This window comes from Streptomyces silvisoli, from assembly GCF_029269905.1.
Classification (GTDB): domain Bacteria; phylum Actinomycetota; class Actinomycetes; order Streptomycetales; family Streptomycetaceae; genus Streptantibioticus_A; species Streptantibioticus_A silvisoli_A.
This window is the reverse complement of record NZ_JARJBC010000001.1, coordinates 573,569-590,960: the sequence shown is the minus strand read 5'-3', so window position 1 is coordinate 590,960 and position 17,392 is coordinate 573,569. Positions and strand designations below refer to the sequence as shown.

Here is a 17,392-nt window from a genome sequence, read left to right as displayed (position 1 = left end):
GGCCCGCGCTGGCGGGGGCATCGTTCACAGCGACGGGTGGACCTGTCCGGTCTGGCCGCCCTCGACGGAGCGAACGTATGCCTGCGCCACACGATCAGGGGCGACCGGCTCGATACCGGGGCTCGCCTCGAAGGGGACCGGGCTGCGGCCCTCCCAGATCCGGTGGGAGGCCTGTTCGGGGTATGGCACGGTCATCGGCTCGGCGTCCAGGACACGAGTGAGCTGCTGGTCGGGGCGGTAGGCGGCCCATCCGGGGTCGCCGGTGGTGGCGAAACGGACCCACGCCCGCTGGAGTTCCCGCGACACCGCGATGGCCTCGGGGGCGGGTGGATCGCCGAGGAGTTCCTTGCCGGTGGGGCTGTCCAGCGTGCCGAAGGCCAACGGCACGTCGAGGCTGTGGCAGGCGCCCAGGGTCCCTGCGAGGGCCGGGGAGGCCAGTCGCAGCTCGAACAGGTACGAGGTACCGCCGGCCGCGGCGTTCGCCTGGGCAAGGTGCAGTGAGGGAATCCGGAAGAGGGCGTCGGAGTACACCGTTTCCACCAGTTCCTCCGCGGTGGCCTGCGGATGGGCGGCACGGTAGGCATGCGCGCCGTCCGGCGCCGGGGCGAACAGGTCCAGCGCGGTACGGGCGTCCTGGTCGGTGAACCTGCCCAGGCGCCCGGTCATGACGCTGAACAGCCGGAACTCGTCGCGGGTGTGGCCGACAAGGAGCCGGGTTCCGCTCGCGCGGCCACCGGTCAGCGCGGACCAGGGCGTTTCGGAGAGGACTTCGCCGTCGACGACGGGGCATACGGCGATGCCCGCCTGGCAGAACCGTCCCCAACTCGCCTGGTAGGCAGCGAGGTCGGCGCTGAGGGCGGTGACCTCCTGGGCCAGGCGTCGGGGGGCGACGCCGCGCAGGGCTGCGGCGGTGGGGGCCGTGCCGAGCCGCTCCGCGAGCGTGGCGGCGACGCGTTCGGCCAGTGCGGGGGTGCAGTGCCAGCCCGGCACCGAGTGGGTGATGGCCCGTTGGAACAGGCCGCGCACCGCCTTCATCGTCAGCAGGGCGGCGATCGACCCCGCCCCGGCGGACTGTCCGGCCACGGTGACCTGGTCGGGGTCTCCCCCGAAGGAGGCGATGTTCCGCCGCACCCAGTGCAACGCCGCGATCTGGTCGAGAAATCCGCGATTGGCTGGGGCGTCGTCGAGAAGGACGAAACCCTCGGCGCCCAAGCGGTAGTTGATGCTCACGACGACAAGTCCCGCCGCGGTCAGCGCCGCTGGGTCGTACGTCGGGTCGCTTGAGGTGCCCGCGATGTAGGCGCCTCCGTGTATCCACACCAGCACCGGCAGTCCCGCCGCGCCAGGATCCGGAGTGCTGACGTTGAGCGTCAACCAGCCCGTGGCCTCTTGCGGATCCGCCTGCACCGGCCCGGACTGCGGGGCCGCAGGACCGAACTCGGCTGCCTGCCGCGTCCCGTCCCAGCGCCGTGGAGGGGCGGGTGCGGCGAAGCGGAGCGGACCCACCGGTGGTTGGGCGTACGGGATGCCGCGGAACACCGCGTGTCCCCGCCGCCAGCGGCCCTCGACAACTCCCTCCGCGGTGCGTGCCGTTGGCTGTTCAGGCATGTCAACTTCCCTCCGGGCAAAGCCTCCACAGTGCTTCCAGAGTTATAGGTCAGTTGTATTATGTCAACCGTATTGGAAAGCGACCGACGGAGCAGCCGACGATGCCGAAACAGGTGGATCACCGCGAACGGCGCGAAGCGATCGCCCGAGCGCTGTGGCGCGTGGTGGAGCAGCGCGGCGTCATACACCTGACCATGCGTGAGGTAGCACAGGAGGCGGGCATCTCCCTGGGGCAGTTGCAGCACTACTTCGCCTCCCGGGAGGCGATGCTCTCCTTCGCCATGGACTTCGCGTCCGAGCAGGCCTCCCTGCGCGTCAGCCGGGGCCTCCAGGAACTCGGCGAGCCGCCGCACCCCCGCGACGTGCTCCGGCTGATGCTCACGGAGATGCTCCCGCTGCACGCCGACGCCCGCGCCACCAGCCGCATGAGCGCTGCCTACGTCCTGGAGGCGCTGCACGACAGGAACGTCCGCGCCCGGGCACGCGACGGGATCACCCAAGGGCGCACCCTCGTCGAGCAGTTGATCCGCCAGGCGATCGCCGACGGGCACATCGACCCCGACCGCGACCCGGCGGCCGAGGCCAATCTGCTCCTCGCTCTCACCGGCTTCACCACTCTCCTCGAACTCGACGTGATCGAGCCCCGGGCGGCCCTGACCGCTGTCGATCTGCATCTGGACAGACTGTTCACCAGACGTACGAGCTGATCCCGGGTGAACGTGCGCACATTGGCCAGGAGGGCTCCCTCGCCGGTCCCGCCCCTGGCCAGCGGGCGATTCCCTCCAATCGCGCGGTGCCGCTCGCGGCTCCCTAGCCCGCGCTGGAGCGGTCGAAGTCGTGGACGTACCGCCGGTCCGCCTCGAAGACCGGCCATGGGGTTCCGCCGGTGACGAAGGCGGTGACCGCGGCGGCGAACGACCGGGACAGCGCACGGTCGGCGGCGTCCACGGCGCCCAGCATCGGGGCGTCCGGGAAGGTGTCGAACGTGCCGAACAGGAAGGGCAGGTCGGCGCAGTGGGTGGCCCCGAGCCCCTCGGGGTCCGGGTCGGGGCGGCGGCCGAAGCGGTAGACGTACGCGTCGCCGCCCCGCGCGGCGCAGTACCGCGCGATCGCGTCGCTGTCCGCACCGAACATCCGCGCCGTGGCCGCGGCCAGCTCCGGTCCGCGTACCTGGAACGCCGTCATCTCCTCTGTGGTGGTGCCGATCAGCAGCGGCCGCCCGTCCAGCGCGCCGTCTCGCACCGCGTCGAGCAGCGGGCGCGGATACCCGGCCCCGCCCAGCACCGGGGCCATCGGCGGCGCGATACTGCCGGGCCGCGCGGTCTGCACCGCCAACTCGGCGTAGCCGTCCAGCAGTTCCTTGGCCGGGACGGCGCGCAGCCGCTCCAGGAGGCCGAGGGACCCGGGACTGGGCAGCTCCAGGAGGCGCAGCAGTCCGCGCGCCGCCTCGGCGGCTTCGCCCGGGTCCTGCCCCGCTATCCGGAACGCGCCCGACTGGGCCAGCACCCGTTGCACCATTGCGGCCGTGGCCGGGTCCGTGGCAAGCGCGACGGCGGAGTTGGCCCCGGCCGACTGGCCGCCGACGGTGATGCGGGCCGGGTCGCCGCCGAACGCGCCGATCGCCTCGTGGACCCAGCGCAACGCCGCCGCCTGGTCACGGGCACCCAGGTTGTCGATGCCCTCCTCAGGCAGGTAGAGCCAACCCAGCGCGCCCAGCCGGTAGTTGGCCGTCACCACCACCATGTCGCCGAGCGCCGCCAGCCGGGCACCGTCGTACCAGTCCCATCCGCCGGAGCCACTGGTGTAGGCACCGCCGTGGAACCACACCAGCACCGGCCGGGGCCGCGCCCCGCCTGCCAAGGCCGAAACCGGTGTCCACACGTTCAGGTTGAGGCAGCCGTCCTCGTCCCAGTCGGGGATCCGCGCGCCCATCACCGCCTCCAACCGCGAGGGTCCCTGCGGTGCGGACGGCCCCGCCACGGTCGCGTCCCGCTCCCCGTCCCAGGCCGGGTACGGCCGAGGCGCCGCGAACCTCAGCGCGCCGACCGGTGAGGCGGCGTAGGGGATGCCGCGAAAGGCGGCAACGGCCCCGTGCGCGCCGTCCACGACCCCGCGCAACCGCCCCGCCGGGACGGTGACCACCGGCGTGTTTCCCCGCACCTCACCGCTGCTCGTCATGCCCTCTCGCCTCCATCGCCTCGGAACCGGTCCCTGCACGGCACAGCCTCGACCGGGTGAGGGGTTCCGGCCAGAAGTCGGCCTCGATTGATCGAATGTGCGACATGGATGCGGGCCGACACTGCGTTTACACGCCAGCCGCGGCCAGGACTCAGCCACGTCGCTGGCGCGGCAGTCCGGTGCGTTTGAAGGTGGCCAGCACGGGCGTGGTCTCGATCGCGCCGATGCCGGAGAGCGAGCCGATGGTGTCGGTGAGGAACCGGTACAGCGCCTCCAGGTCCGTGGCCGCGGCGGCCACGAGGAGATTGGACGAGCCGGTGGTGGCTGCGGCGAACCGCACCTGCGGATGCCTGCTCAACCGCTCGGCGGTCGCGTCGAGTTCACCGGCGGCGACGGTCAACCACAACAGCACGTCGGCCCGTACGCCGAGCAGCGCCAGGTCCACCTCCGTGGCCAGCCGCACCACCCAGTGGTCGACCAGCGCGCCCAGTCGGCGACGGACGGTCGGGGCCGCGATCCCCGCCCGCTCGGCCAACTCGGCGTATCCGGCCCGCCCGTTGGCGATCAGCCCCCGGACAAGGGCGTGGTCGGCGGCGGTCAACGGCACCGGGGCGGGCGGATGCTCCCGCGCCGGATGCTCGGCGCGCAGCAGCGCCTCCTCCTCGCTGGTGAGCAACCCGCCCGTCCACGAGAACGCGGCCGGGAACACCCGCATCAAGGCGTGGGCCGTCCACGACAACACCTCGGGGGTGGCCGGAAGGTCGCGCAGCAGCAGCCGGTCACGCGCCTCCGCTCCCTCCAGGAAGGCGACCACGCAGATCTCGTCCCCGCCGCCGAGCACGTCCACCCACAGCGTGTCCCGCCTGCGGGCCAGCGCCGCCGCGGTGCTGCGGATGCGGTTCGGGCGGCACCGGAGGCGCAGCGCCAGCGGGATCAGCTCGGGGAAGTGCACCGGCGCACGCACCACCGTGGTGCGCAGCGTGCCGTCCGCGAACAGCGGCCCGGCCCGGCGGACCACCGTCCGCTCCGACAGGTCAAGACAGCGGGCGACCGTGCGCCACGAGGCGCGCGGCGCGACGAGCAGCGCCGCGGCGATCCGCCGATCGGTCTCGTCCAGGCTCTCTCGCACGTGTCGCAGCGTAGTGACGTGGAGGCGGGCAATGGCGCTCGCCCATCCCTGGCGCGGCTCACCCGTCCGCCTGCCAGGGAACGCGACCGTGCTCGTCGACGGGGGCCGCCGCCAGGGCCGTACGTGGACCCAGTCGCGAGGGTGACGACGATCCGCGCGCCCTCGGCGGCCGTCGCCTCACCGCCGGCCGTGAACCCGCCGGATCGCCGAAGGCCCCGAGATCGTCTCCTCGTCCCCCTGGCGGCGGAGTAACCGGGTGTCGCCGGGGCGGGGACAGGGCAACGCGTGGCGCGTATCGTTCGCGGCGGCGGGGAGGTCGGGGTAGACATGGGGTATGGCCCGAAACCGGGGCCGCTCTTGGGGGCCCTCGGGCCGCTGGTTTACCGGTCGGCACCCAGGTAGCCGACGTGAGCGGCGACAACGGCGCCACGGCTCACGGGCGGCGTCGGCACGACGTGTGTGGCCGGTGACGAGCATCCGCAGTGTCGCCGGCCAGATGTTCGTGCTCCAGGTGCTGATCGTGGTGCTGCTGGTGGTGGCCGCGGTTGCGACGCTGCTGCTGCAGTCACGCAGCGACAGGTTCCAGGCCGCCCGCGACCGCTCCCTGGCCGCCGCCGAGGCGTTCGCCTACTCCCCCGGCCTGGCGAACACACTGCGGGGCCCCAGTCCCTCCGCGGTGCTGCAGCCGCGTACGGAGGCCGCCCGCAAGCGGGGCGGTGTCGACTTCATCGTGGTGATGAACCGGCAGGGCATCCGCTACACGCACCCCAGGCCAGAGGAGATCGGGAAGAAGTTCGTCGGCACCATCGGACCGTCACTGGCCGGCCGCATCACCACCGAGACCGTGCACGGCCCCCTCGGCGAGGAGGTCCAGGTCGTCGTCCCGGTCTTCGACGCCCACGGCGCGGTCGTCGGTCTCGTGTCGGCGGGGATGAAGGCCAGCAACGTCAGCAGCGCCGTCGACCGGCAGCTGCCGGTCGTCCTGGGCGCCGGAGCCGCCGCGCTGGCCCTGACGACGGCCGGAACCGCGTTGGTGAGCAGGCGGCTGCGGCGGCAGACCCACGGCCTCGGACCGGACGAGATGACCCGGATGTACGAGCACCATGACGCGGTGCTGCACGCGGTCCGCGAAGGCGTGGTCATCGTCGGCGGCGACGGCCGGGTCCTGCTCAGCAACGACGAGGCGCGCCGGCTCCTCGACCTGCCACCGGATGTGGAGGGGCACCGCGTCAGCGCGCTCGGCCTCGACCCCCGGATGGCCGAGCTGCTGTCCTCCCGTCGTGTCGCCACCGACGAGCTGCTGCCCGTCGGGGACCGGCTACTGGCCGTGAACAACCGGCCGACGGACCGCCGCGGTGGCCCGCGCGGCAGCGTCGCGACGCTGCGGGACTCCACCGAACTGCGGGCCCTCGCCGGAAAGGCCGAGGTCGCGCGGAGCCGTCTGAACCTGCTGTACAACGCGAGCATGGCCATCGGCACGACCCTCGACATCAAGCGCACCGCCGAGGAACTGGTCTATGTGGCCGCACCGCAGTTCACCGACTACGCCACCGTCGATCTCGCCGACCCCGTCCTGCGTGGTGAGGAGCCGCATGTGCGGGTGGGCAGCGACGGGGCGCAACTGCGCCGGGTCGCACTGCACGGCGTCCGCGACGACAACCCCCTGCACGGGGAGGGTGAGCTGGTCGCGTTCGCCGCGCCCACTCCGCAGGCCAACGGCTTCATGAGCGGGCAACCCGTGCTCGTGCCCGATCTGCGAGCCGCCGAAGGCTGGCGCACCCAGGACGTGGAACACAGCCAAGCGATCCTCGACTACGGGTTCCGCTCGCTGATCACCGTTCCGCTCAAGGCCCGCGGCGTCCTGATGGGTATCGTCAACTTCTGGCGGACGAGCGACAGCGAGCCCTTCGAGGACGACGACCTGTCCCTCGCCGAGGAACTGGCGGCCCGCGCCTCGGTGTGCATCGACAACGCACGCCGCTTCACGCGGGAGCACGCCATGGCAGTCACCCTGCAGCACAGCCTGCTGCCGCGGGCCCTGCCCTCGCAGGACGCGCTCGACATCGCCTATCGCTACCTCCCCGCCCAAGCCGGAGTGGGCGGGGACTGGTTCGATGTGATCTCCCTGCCGGGCGCCCGCGTCGCCCTGGTCGTCGGCGACGTCGTCGGCCACGGCCTGCACGCCGCCGCCACCATGGGGCGGCTGCGCACCGCGGTGCAGAACTTCTCCGCCCTGGACCTGCCACCGGACGAACTCCTCGGCCACCTCGACGAGCTCGTCGGCCGCATCGACCAGGAGACGGCCGACGAGGACAGCGAAGCCGCGGTGGTCGGCGCCGCCTGTCTGTTCGCGATCTACGACCCCGCCACCGGCGCCTGCCAACTGGCCCGCGCCGGGCATCCACCACCGGCGGTCGTCCTCCCCGACGGCACCGTCGAGTTCCCCGACGTCCCCGTCGGGCCGCCGCTCGGCGTCGGCGGCCATCCCTACAAAGCCGCTGAACTGCACCTTCCCGCGGGCAGCACCCTGGTCCTGTACACCGACGGGCTCATCGAGGACCGCGCGCGGGACATCGAGACCGGGCTGGAGATCCTGCGCAGCACGCTCGCGCACGCCGGCCGGACGCCACAGGAGACCTGCGACGCGGTGCTCGACTCGCTGCTGCCCGCCCGGCAGAGTGACGACATCGCCCTGCTGGTCGCGCGCACCAGGGTGCTGGACGCCGACCAGATCGCCAGCTGGGAACTGCCCTGCGACCCCACGGTCGTCTCCCGCGCCCGCGCCGCAGCCACCCGGCAGCTGACGCAGTGGGGTATGGACGAGGAGACGGTCTTCACCACCGAGCTGATCCTCAGTGAGCTGGTCACCAACGCCATCCGCCATGCCTGCGGCCCGATCGGGGTGCGCCTGCTGCGTGACCGCAACCTGATCTGCGAGGTGTCCGACACCAGCAGCACCTCACCACACCTACGCTACGCGGCCGTTGAGGACGAGGGCGGTCGCGGCCTGTTCCTCGTCGCCCAACTCGCCGAGCGCTGGGGCACCCGGTACACCCCCGAAGGCAAGGTCATCTGGGCCGAACTGCCCATCCCCGGCGCCTGAGCGCGCCCCCCCCGAGAGGGGCCGGGGCCGCGGGAATTCGGAAGTTATTACCTGCGAGAAGAACAGGTCAGCGGTACCCGACTCGCTTGAGGAATCATCCAGCGGGCCAACGCATATGCCGACCACCTGGCCGACTCGGTAATGCGGGGAACACAATCGAGATGGAACCAGTTAGTCGACAAGACCGGTTCCGGTTCCACTTGATGGTGAGTAGGGTGAGAGGTCCACCGCCGAGAGGTTATGTGACGAGACTCGGCGGAATTGACTTGGACGGGATGGGTGCGCGTGGGCGAGGTCGGCCGGATCGGTGGAACGACGTGACCGCCGGTGCGTTCGAGGGCCACTATGTATGGCATCCCGCCGCCGATGACCGCGAGTTGGCACACGCCTGCGTGGATGTCCGGGCGGGCCGATACTTCAGCGCGTACGAGGCGCTCAGGGACGCGCAGGCGGATTTCGGGTTGTTGGCGCACAGGTCGTTGGTACTGGCATCCGAGGCGGCCGACTCGGATCTGGCGGAGCGTTGGCTGGCCGAGGAACCGAGCCCCCAGGCCGCACTGCTGTGGGCACGCGTGGCCGCACTGCGTGCGTTACGCGCGGCCGACGCCCACGACCAGCGGGCGGACGCCCTGCTGCGTATCGCCGTGGCGGCCAGCGAGCGGGCGGTTCGCTTGTCGCCGCAGGACCCGACTCCCTGGGTGAACAAGCTGGCCCTGACCCGCCTACAGCGCTGGTGCGATCCCGCACCCCAGGGACTGCTCACCGCACCGCCCGGCCCCTGGTCCCTGTTCCTCCGCGTCCTGCGGCTCGACCCCTGGCACCGCGAAGCGCACCACCGCTTCCTGGCCTTCTTCTTCGCCCGCAACGGCGGGGCCCCGAACGCGGCTTGGGACGTCGCCGCGTTCCTCGCCCAGCGCGCACCGGCCGCTTCCGTACTGCGCCTGCTGCCGCTGGTGGCGCTGGTCGACGACCACGACCGGTCCTCTCCGCTGGCCGACCACGTCTGGGAGCAACCCCAGTGGCGCGCAGCGGCGTTGGCCGCCTACCAGCACTGGTTCCCCGACGTGGCCAACCACCGCCGCACACCGGTGCTGGACCTGTCGTATCTCGCGCACGCACTGTTCATGGCCAAGCGCGAGTTGGAGGCGCGGGCGGTCTTCACGGCCATGGGCCCGTACGCGTCCCGCATGCCGTGGAGCGCGTTCGGCGATCCCGAGGAACAACTCACCAAAGCCAGACGCCTGTGCGGACTGCCGGTGCCCGGTACCACCTGAACCCTCGGGCATGCCGCAGCCGAATCGGCGAGGCAGCCCCTTCTCGAAACCCATGACGATGCCTTCTGTCCCCCACCAGAAAGGTCGCGATCGTGTCCGATCCCGTGAACCCGGCTCGTACCAGAAACCGGCGGCATGCCTCGCCCATCCCCCTCGACGATGACGCGACACTGCACGCGATGGGATATCCACGGAAACTCACCCGTCGATTCCAGGCGTTCGACAACTTCGCGATCTCCTTCACCATCATCAACATCATCTCGGGAATCTTCTCCTCGTTCGGATTCGGTATGAACGCCGGGGGGCCACGAATCCTGGTTTTCGGTTGGATCGGCGTTTCGGTGATGGTGCTGTTCGTCGGGGCCGCCATGGGAGAAATCGCCTCGGCATATCCGACGAGCGGCGCCCTGTACTTCTCGGCGGGAAAGCTCGCCAAGCGGCACCGCGGTGCCTGGTCCTGGTACACGGGCTGGCTGAACTTCGTCGGCCAGGTCGGCGGAACGGCCGCCACCGACTACGCGGCCGCCACCTTCATCCAGGCGTTCATCGCGCTGCAGTGGCCGTCCTACCAGGTGACACCGGAGCGCACGGTCGCCATCACGGCAGCGATCCTGCTGGTCCAGGCGCTCGCCAACACCTACACGGTGCGACTGGTCGCCATGGTGAACCGGATATCCGTGTGGTGGCTCCTGATCGGCATGGTGGTGATCGTCACCGCCCTGACCGTGCTACCCGCCCAGCATCAACCGGCGTCTTTCGCAACACATTTTGCCAACAACACAGGATTCTCCAACGGCCTTTACGGCGCCATGCTCGGCCTGCTCGTGACCAGTTGGACCTTCACCGGATTCGACGGAAGCTTCCACATGTCCGAGGAAACCGTGCGGGCCACCGTCAACGCCCCGAAGGGCATCATGCGGGCAATCGCCTACTCGGCACTCGCCGGACTCGTCCTCATGCTCGCCCTGGTCTACGCGATCCGTGACTACGCCGCCGAGGCAAGCGCCTCGGCGCCACCGGTACAGATTCTCATCGACGCACTCGGCACCGGCACCGCGAAACTCCTTCTGCTGATCGTGATCGGCGCCATGCTCTTTTGCGGCCTGGCCAACATGACCAGCAACACCCGGCAGATCTTCGCCTTCTCCCGCGACGGGGCCATGCCCGGCTCCCGTTGGTGGCACTCGGTATCGCCACGCACGCGCACTCCGGTCAAGGCGGTCTGGCTGGCCGCCGCATGCTCCCTGGTGCTGGTCCTGCCCGGCTGGTGGTCCAACACCGCCTTCACCGCGGTCGTCAGCATCAACGTCGTCGGACTGTTCCTCGCCTACGGCGTGCCCATCTTCCTGAGGCTACGGCTGGACGACTTCCAGCCCGGCCCGTGGAACCTGGGGCGGCACGGCAAGCTGGTCGCCGCGATCGCCGTGGCGTGGATCGTGGTCAGCAACGTGCTGTTCATGCTCCCGCAGACCTCCCCGACGAGCGCCAAGACGTTCAACTACGCGCCTGTCGCACTGGCCGTGGTACTTCTCATCGCCACCGTGTGGTGGTTCGCTACCGCCCGACGCCGCTTCCAGGGACCGGTCAGCTACGGCAGCCCCGACGAGGTGGCCGCCATGGACCTCGTCTGACCTGGGGGGAGGGCCGACTGCCCCCGGCCCTCCCCAAGTGCGCGGAAAAGGGGGCAAGCGAAGAGGAACCCCTTCGGGGTGGCGGTCGAGGACGACCAGGTCCACGCCTGCGAGAAAAATCCGGACGTGGTGTCACAGGACCCTGCTACGGTCCCGTTTGTGCACCTCGACCCATCAGAGCACAGCGCCCGTCTGCTCCTGGAACGCGGCATCCAAGGTCCGGTAACCATGCTGAACCTGCTGCGGTTCCGCGAGGTCGCCGACTACTCCGGCTTCCCGCACCTCGCCCCGTCCGCACCCGTCTCCGGCGCCGCCGCCTACGACCAGTACGTCCGCCACACCCTCCCGTTCCTGGCCGCCAGCGGCGGCTCGGTCCAGTTCTTCGGCACCGGGGGGCCGTACTTCATCGGTCCGCCGGACGAGCGCTGGGACCTGGTCATGCTCATACGCCAGTCCAGCATCCAGGACTTCTTCGCGTTCGCCTCCAACGAGGAGTACCAGGCCGGAATCGGGCACAGAACCGCGGCGCTTGAGGATTCACGGCTGCTCCCGCTCGTCGACCGGCCACTTCCCTGACGCCTGCCCCAGCGCCGCGAACCCGCTCACCCGCGCGGCGAGAAGCGAACGGCCCCCGGCCGACGGCCCCTCCCCACCAGCTGCCCCCGGCACGAACCTTTCCGGCCCCCCAACTAGCAGCCACCGCAGGCCAGTTGCACGCGAACGGGTCGGCCCACACGCCCGTGTCGAAGCCGCCCATGTGAGCGGCGCCAGATCACGATCCGGTCTCGGCCAACTCCCAACCCCTTGATCAACCCCCGTGTAATCGTTTCCAATCCTCCGTGTCAGTCGTGTAAACGATTCCACTGGCTCACCAGGAGGTGGTCGGCGATGGCGGGCATCAAGGACGTCGCCGCGGCGGCGGGGGTTTCCGTCGCGACGGTGTCCCGCGTGCTGAACGGCCACCCGTCGGTCAGCGCGGAGGCGCGCACCCGGGTGCTGGCCGCCGTGCGGACGTTGGGCTACCGCCCGAACGCCGTGGCCCGTTCCTTGCGTACCGACCAGACCCGCACCCTCGGCCTGGTCATCAGCGATGTGCTGAACCCCTACTTCACCGAGCTGGCCCGCTCCGTCGAGGAGGAGGCCCGCACCCTCGGCTACAGCGTGATCATCGGCAACGCCGACGAACGGCCCGAGTTGCAGGACCACCATGTGAGGACCCTGCTCGACCGCCGCATCGACGGACTGCTGATCTCCCCCACCGACGGCGGCTCTCCGCTGATGCTGGACGCGGTCCGCGCCGGGACGCCGATGGTCTTCGTGGACCGGTGGATTCCAGGCGTCGACGTCCCCGTCGTACGTGCCGACGGCCGGGCGGCCGTGCACGATCTCGTCGCCCATCTGCACGGCCTCGGGCACCGTCGGCTCGCCATCATCGCGGGGCCCGCGGCGACCACGACCGGCAGCGAGCGAGTGGATGCCTTCAGGGAGGCGCTGGCCGAGTACGGCATCCCGCTACCGGACGCCTACACAGGACAAGGTGATTTCAAGGCCGACAGCGGCCGTCGGGTCACCGAGGACTTCCTCGACCTGGCCGAGCCGCCCGAGGTCGTCTTCGCCGCCGACAACCTGATGGCGCTCGGCGCACTGGACGCCATCCGCGCACGTGGGCTGCGCGTCCCCGAGGACATCGGTCTCGCCGCGTTCGACGACATCGCGTGGTTCGTGCACACCGACCCGCCGATCACGGCGATCGCCCAGCCGACCGGCGAGTTGGGGCGCACCGCGGTCCGCGCGCTGGTCGACCGCATCGAAGGACGTCCCGCCCGGTCCGTCACCGTCCCCGCCCGGCTCGTCGCGCGCCGCTCGTGCGGCGAACCGGCCCATGCCCACCGCGAGCCGTACCCCGCGAGAAGGAGCAGGTCGTGAGCGACAGGGACGAGTTGCTGCGCATCGAAGGCATACGCAAGACCTTCCCGGGCGTGGTCGCGCTCGACGGCGTTGACTTCGACCTGTGCCGTGGCGAAGTACACGTACTGCTCGGTGAGAACGGCGCCGGAAAGAGCACCCTCATCAAGATGCTCTCCGGCGCCCATCGCCCCGACGCCGGACGCGTCCTGGTGGACGGCGAGGAGGTGCGCATCCACGACGCACAGGAAGCCGAGCGCCTGGGAATCGCCACCATCTACCAGGAGTTCAACCTCGTTCCCGACCTGAGCGTCGCCGAGAACATCTTCCTGGGCCGCCAGCCGCGTCGCTTCGGGATGATCGACCGGAAGAGGACGGAGGCCGACGCCGCCGAACTCCTGGAGCGGGTGGGCCTCAGCGTCTCGCCCCGCGCACGGGTGCGTGAACTCGGCATCGCCCGGCTCCAGATGGTCGAGATCGCCAAGGCGCTCAGCCTCGACGCACGCGTGCTCATCATGGACGAGCCGACCGCGGTGCTCACCTCCGGGGAGGTCGACCGACTCTTCACGATCGTACGCAGACTGCGCGAGGACGGCGTCGGCATCGTCTTCATCACCCACCACTTGGAGGAGATCGCCGCCATCGGCGACCGGGTGACCGTGATCCGGGACGGAAGGAGCGTCGGGCAGGTGCCCGCCGCCACTCCGCGGGACGAGTTGGTACGGCTGATGGTGGGGCGCTCCATCGACCAGCAGTACCCGCGGGAGCGCACCGACGCCGGGGCGGCCCTGCTCACCGTCGAAGGGCTGACTCGGGACGGGGTCTTCCATGACGTCTCGTTCCAGGTGCGGGCCGGTGAGGTCGTGGGCGTCGCGGGACTGGTGGGCGCGGGCCGCACGGAGGTCGCGCGGGCCGTGTTCGGCGCCGATCCCTACGACAGCGGGACCGTGCACGTGTCGGGTGCGCGCTTGCGGCGGCACGACGTCAACGCCGCGATGGCGGCGGGCATCGGGCTGGTGCCGGAGGACCGCAAGGGGCAGGGGCTCGTCCTGGACGCCTCGGTCGCGGAGAACCTCGGGCTGGTCACGCTGCGGGCGGCGACCCGCGGTGGACTCGTCGACCGCAAGGCCCAGCGGGCGGCTGCCGCGAGGGTCGCCGAGCGGCTCGGCGTGCGCATGGCCGGGCTCGGCCAGCATGTGCGCACGCTCTCCGGCGGCAACCAGCAGAAGGTCGTCATCGGCAAATGGCTGCTAGCGAACACCAAGGTGCTCATCCTGGACGAGCCGACACGCGGCATCGACGTGGGAGCCAAGGTCGAGATCTACCAGCTGATCAACGAACTCACCGCCGCGGGCGCCGCGGTCCTGATGATCTCCAGCGACCTGCCCGAGGTGCTCGGCATGAGCGACCGGGTGCTGGTGATGGCCCAGGGCCGGATGGTCGGTGAACTCCCCGCCTCGGCGGCGACCCAGGACTCCGTGATGGCACTCGCCGTCAGCACACCGACCAGCAACGAAGCCGCTACCGAAGTGGAGGCCGCCCGTGGCCACTGACACGCTCAAGAGCGCAGCGCGCTCGGGCGGCCTGCGCCGCCTGCTGCTGGACAACGGCGCACTCACCGCGCTCATCGCCCTCGTCATCGCGATGTCGGCGCTCTCCGGGGACTTCCTGACGGCCGACAACCTGCTCAACGTCGGCGTACAGGCGGCGGTGACGGCGATCCTCGCCTTCGGCGTGACGTTCGTGATCGTGTCGGCGGGCATCGACCTGTCGGTCGGTTCGGTCGCGGCGCTGTCCGCCACCGTCCTTGCCTGGACGGCCACTTCACACGGGATCCCGGTGGTCCTGGCCGTCGTCCTCGCCATCGCCGCCGGGGTGGCGTGCGGCCTGGTCAACGGCTACCTGATCTCGTACGGCAAACTGCCGCCGTTCATCGCGACGCTGGCCATGCTGTCGGTGGGCCGTGGTCTTTCCCTGGTGATCTCGCAGGGCTCCCCGATCGCCTTCCCCGACTCGGTCTCGCATCTCGGCGACACGCTGGGCGGCTGGCTGCCGGTCCCGGTGCTGGTGATGGTGGTGATGGGCCTGCTCACCGCGCTCGTCCTGGGCCGGACGTACGTCGGCCGCTCGATGTACGCGATCGGCGGCAACGAGGAGGCCGCCCGGCTGTCCGGGCTCCGGGTGCGGCGGCAGAAGCTCGCCATCTACGCGCTGTCCGGGCTGTTCGCCGCCGCCGCGGGCATCGTGCTCGCCTCCCGGCTCTCCTCGGCGCAGCCGCAGGCCGCGACAGGCTACGAGTTGGACGCGATCGCGGCCGTCGTCATCGGTGGCGCCTCGCTGGCGGGCGGTACGGGCGGGGCGTCCGGCACGATGGTCGGCGCACTGATACTGGCCGTGCTGCGCAACGGCCTCAACCTCCTTTCGGTGTCCGCCTTCTGGCAGCAGGTCGTCATCGGTGTGGTGATCGCGCTGGCTGTACTGCTCGACACGGTGCGGCGCAGGGCCGGGGCGGGCCCGGTGGCGGCCGGGGCGGGTGCGGGCGGCGGCCGGGGCAGGCAGGCCGTGACGTACGTACTCGCGGCCGTGGTCGCGGCGGCGCTGGTGGGTGCGATGTCCTTCCTGCACGGCGGGGCGTCCTCGACCACTCCGAAGGTGGGCCTGTCCCTGTCCACGATGAACAACCCCTTCTTCGTGCAGATCAGGGCGGGCGCGCAGGCGGAGGCCAGGCAGCTGGGCGTGGACCTCACGGTGACCGACGCGCAGAACGACGCGTCCCAACAGGCCAACCAGCTGCAGAACTTCACCAGCGAGGGGCTCGGCGCGATCATCGTCAACCCCGTGGACTCGGACGCGGCGGGCCCCTCGGTGCGCTCCGCGAACAAGGCGAGGATTCCCGTGATCGCCGTCGACCGGGGAGTCAACAAGGCGGACACGGCCGCGCTGGTCGCCTCCGACAACATCGAGGGCGGCGAGCTCGCCGCCCGGACGCTGGCGGAGAAGCTGGGCGGCAAGGGCAGCATCGTGGTCCTCCAGGGTCAGGCGGGCACGTCGGCGAGCCGGGAGCGGGGCGCGGGCTTCGCCGAGGGCCTCAAGGCATATCCCGGCATCACGGTGGTGGCCGAGCAGCCCGCGGACTTCGACCGCACCAAGGGCCTGGATGTGATGGCGAACCTGCTCCAGGCCCATCCGGACGTCCAGGGCGTCTTCGCCGAGAACGACGAGATGGCTCTCGGCGCCATCAAGGCACTGGGTTCCAGGGCCGGAACGTCGGTGTCCGTCGTCGGATTCGACGGCACACCGGACGGCCTGGCAGCGGTCAAGGCGGGCACGCTGTACGCGTCCGTCGCACAGCAGCCCACCGAACTGGGCCGGATCGCGGTGCGCAACGCCCTGCGGGCGGCCGAGGGCAAGGCGGTCGACAAGACCGTGAAGGTACCGGTGAAGGTGGTCACGAAGGCGAACGCGGCGGGCTTCACCGGCTGACCCCGACCGCTGGCAGCAGCCGCGGCAGGGATTTCCTGGGAGACAACTCGTGTACGACTACGACGTGTTGGTCGTGGGTTCGGCCAACGCCGATCTGGTGGTCGGGGTGGAGCGGCGACCCGCGGCCGGTGAGACCGTTCTCGGATCCGACCTGGTGGTTCATCCGGGTGGCAAGGGCGCGAACCAGTCGGTCGCCGCGGCCCGCCTGGGCGCCCGTACGGCCTTGCTGGCCCGGGTCGGCGACGACACGCACGGTCGGCTGCTGCTGGACTCGCAGCGCCGCTCCGGCGTCGACACCACGGGCGTGCTGGTCGGTGGGGCACCCACCGGGGTCGCGCTGATCACGGTCGACCCGTCGGGAGACAACAGCATCGTGGTGTCCCCGGGCGCGAACGGCCGACTGACACCGCAGGACGTACGTGCGGCCCGCGGCCTGCTGCACGGCTCCCGAGTGGTCTCGGCGCAACTGGAGATCCCGCTGGAGTCGGTCGTGGAGGTCGTACGGAATCTGCCGGACGGGACCCGTTTCGTACTCAATCCCTCGCCGCCGCGCCCGCTGCCCGCCGAACTGCTGGCCGCCTGTGACCCGTTGGTCGTCAACGAGCACGAGGCACGGGTGATCGTGGGCGGCGAACTGGACGACTCACCCGAGGAGTGGGCCGCGGCGCTGCTGGCGCTGGGGCCGCGCTCCGTCGTGGTGACGCTGGGCGCGCAGGGCGCGCTGGTGGCGACAGGTGACGGCACGGTCCGGATCCCTTCGGTGCGGGTGGCCGCGGTGGACACCACGGGCGCGGGCGACGCGTTCACCGCGGCGCTGGCCTGGCGGCTGGGGGCGGGTGCGTCGCTGGCGGACGCGGCGGCGTACGCGGTCCGGGTGGGCGCGGCGGCGGTCACCCGGGTCGGCGCACAGGAGTCGTATCCGACGGAGGAGGAGCTCGCGTCCTTGGCGGGCAGCTGAACCCTCCAGGGCACGGTGGAGCGAGTTGGCCGCCGTCCGAAGGAAGGACACTCGATGCGCCATGTTCCCGATGTGCGAGCGCTAGCCCTTCCCGCCGGTACCGTAGCCGCCGAGCCTGGTGCC

The 17,392-nt window shown here is 70.9% G+C and carries 12 protein-coding genes; 9 read left to right on the top strand and 3 right to left on the bottom strand.

Going from position 1 to position 17,392, the window contains the following annotated elements; translation table 11 throughout:
- Positions 1-24 precede the first annotated feature (24 nt).
- Positions 25-1,608 (bottom strand): carboxylesterase/lipase family protein, encoded by a 1,584-nt coding sequence (locus P3G67_RS02730; RefSeq protein WP_276091999.1) that lies wholly within the window; start codon positions 1,606-1,608, stop codon positions 25-27.
- A 101-nt stretch (positions 1,609-1,709) separates the two neighbouring features.
- Here P3G67_RS02730 and P3G67_RS02725 point away from each other — a divergent pair, with 101 nt between their 5' ends.
- Positions 1,710-2,315: a TetR/AcrR family transcriptional regulator gene (locus tag P3G67_RS02725; RefSeq protein ID WP_269859179.1), complete on the top strand. Its 606-nt coding sequence runs from the start codon at positions 1,710-1,712 to the stop codon at positions 2,313-2,315.
- A gap of 103 nt (positions 2,316-2,418) precedes the next feature.
- Here P3G67_RS02725 and P3G67_RS02720 read toward each other — a convergent pair whose 3' ends face one another.
- Both P3G67_RS02720 and P3G67_RS02715 read right to left on the bottom strand, forming a co-directional pair.
- Positions 2,419-3,786 (bottom strand): carboxylesterase/lipase family protein, encoded by a 1,368-nt coding sequence (locus P3G67_RS02720; RefSeq protein WP_276091998.1) that lies wholly within the window; start codon positions 3,784-3,786, stop codon positions 2,419-2,421.
- A gap of 151 nt (positions 3,787-3,937) precedes the next feature.
- Positions 3,938-4,915, bottom strand: a complete 978-nt coding sequence (locus P3G67_RS02715; protein ID WP_313879553.1) for an Lrp/AsnC family transcriptional regulator — start codon at positions 4,913-4,915, stop codon at positions 3,938-3,940.
- A 334-nt stretch (positions 4,916-5,249) separates the two neighbouring features.
- On the opposite strand from P3G67_RS02715, the gene P3G67_RS02710 reads away from it, so the two are divergent.
- From P3G67_RS02710 to P3G67_RS02675, 8 genes are all read left to right on the top strand, one after another.
- Entirely contained in the window at positions 5,250-8,018 is a 2,769-nt protein-coding gene (locus tag P3G67_RS02710) for a SpoIIE family protein phosphatase (protein ID WP_391858167.1), read from the top strand.
- Between the two features lie 317 nt (positions 8,019-8,335).
- Entirely contained in the window at positions 8,336-9,292 is a 957-nt protein-coding gene (locus P3G67_RS02705; protein ID WP_276091997.1) for a hypothetical protein, read from the top strand.
- Between the two features lie 179 nt (positions 9,293-9,471).
- Positions 9,472-10,923 (top strand): amino acid permease, encoded by a 1,452-nt coding sequence (locus tag P3G67_RS02700; RefSeq protein WP_276091996.1) that lies wholly within the window; start codon positions 9,472-9,474, stop codon positions 10,921-10,923.
- Between the two features lie 228 nt (positions 10,924-11,151).
- The gene (locus tag P3G67_RS02695; protein ID WP_276091995.1) at positions 11,152-11,499 is read left to right on the top strand and encodes a hypothetical protein; all 348 of its coding nucleotides are present in this window, start codon (positions 11,152-11,154) and stop codon (positions 11,497-11,499) included.
- 312 nt (positions 11,500-11,811) lie between these two features.
- Positions 11,812-12,849 carry a LacI family DNA-binding transcriptional regulator gene (locus tag P3G67_RS02690; RefSeq protein WP_276091994.1) on the top strand — a complete coding sequence of 346 codons (1,038 nt, stop codon included), beginning with the start codon at positions 11,812-11,814 and terminating at the stop codon, positions 12,847-12,849.
- Positions 12,846-14,381, top strand: a complete 1,536-nt coding sequence (locus tag P3G67_RS02685; protein WP_276091993.1) for a sugar ABC transporter ATP-binding protein — start codon at positions 12,846-12,848, stop codon at positions 14,379-14,381. The genes P3G67_RS02690 and P3G67_RS02685 overlap by 4 nt, the downstream gene beginning before the upstream one ends.
- A complete protein-coding gene (locus tag P3G67_RS02680) occupies positions 14,371-16,311 on the top strand; it encodes an ABC transporter permease/substrate-binding protein (protein ID WP_276091992.1) in 1,941 nt (646 codons plus the stop codon). Before P3G67_RS02685 ends, P3G67_RS02680 begins: the two co-directional genes overlap by 11 nt.
- A gap of 49 nt (positions 16,312-16,360) precedes the next feature.
- The gene (locus P3G67_RS02675; protein WP_276091991.1) at positions 16,361-17,269 is read left to right on the top strand and encodes a ribokinase; all 909 of its coding nucleotides are present in this window, start codon (positions 16,361-16,363) and stop codon (positions 17,267-17,269) included.
- The last annotated feature ends 123 nt before the right edge of the window (positions 17,270-17,392 follow it).

What these genes read in the sequence shown, in the direction of transcription:
- P3G67_RS02730 (WP_276091999.1), bottom strand. Translation starts at nt 1,608, where the DNA reads ATGCCTGAACAGCCAACGGCACGCACCGCGGAGGGAGTTGTCGAGGGC.
- P3G67_RS02725 (WP_269859179.1), top strand. Translation starts at nt 1,710, where the DNA reads ATGCCGAAACAGGTGGATCACCGCGAACGGCGCGAAGCGATCGCCCGA.
- P3G67_RS02720 (WP_276091998.1), bottom strand. Translation starts at nt 3,786, where the DNA reads ATGACGAGCAGCGGTGAGGTGCGGGGAAACACGCCGGTGGTCACCGTC.
- P3G67_RS02710 (WP_391858167.1), top strand. Translation starts at nt 5,250, where the DNA reads ATGGCCCGAAACCGGGGCCGCTCTTGGGGGCCCTCGGGCCGCTGGTTT.
- P3G67_RS02700 (WP_276091996.1), top strand. Translation starts at nt 9,472, where the DNA reads ATGGGATATCCACGGAAACTCACCCGTCGATTCCAGGCGTTCGACAAC.
- P3G67_RS02695 (WP_276091995.1), top strand. Translation starts at nt 11,152, where the DNA reads ATGCTGAACCTGCTGCGGTTCCGCGAGGTCGCCGACTACTCCGGCTTC.
- P3G67_RS02690 (WP_276091994.1), top strand. Translation starts at nt 11,812, where the DNA reads ATGGCGGGCATCAAGGACGTCGCCGCGGCGGCGGGGGTTTCCGTCGCG.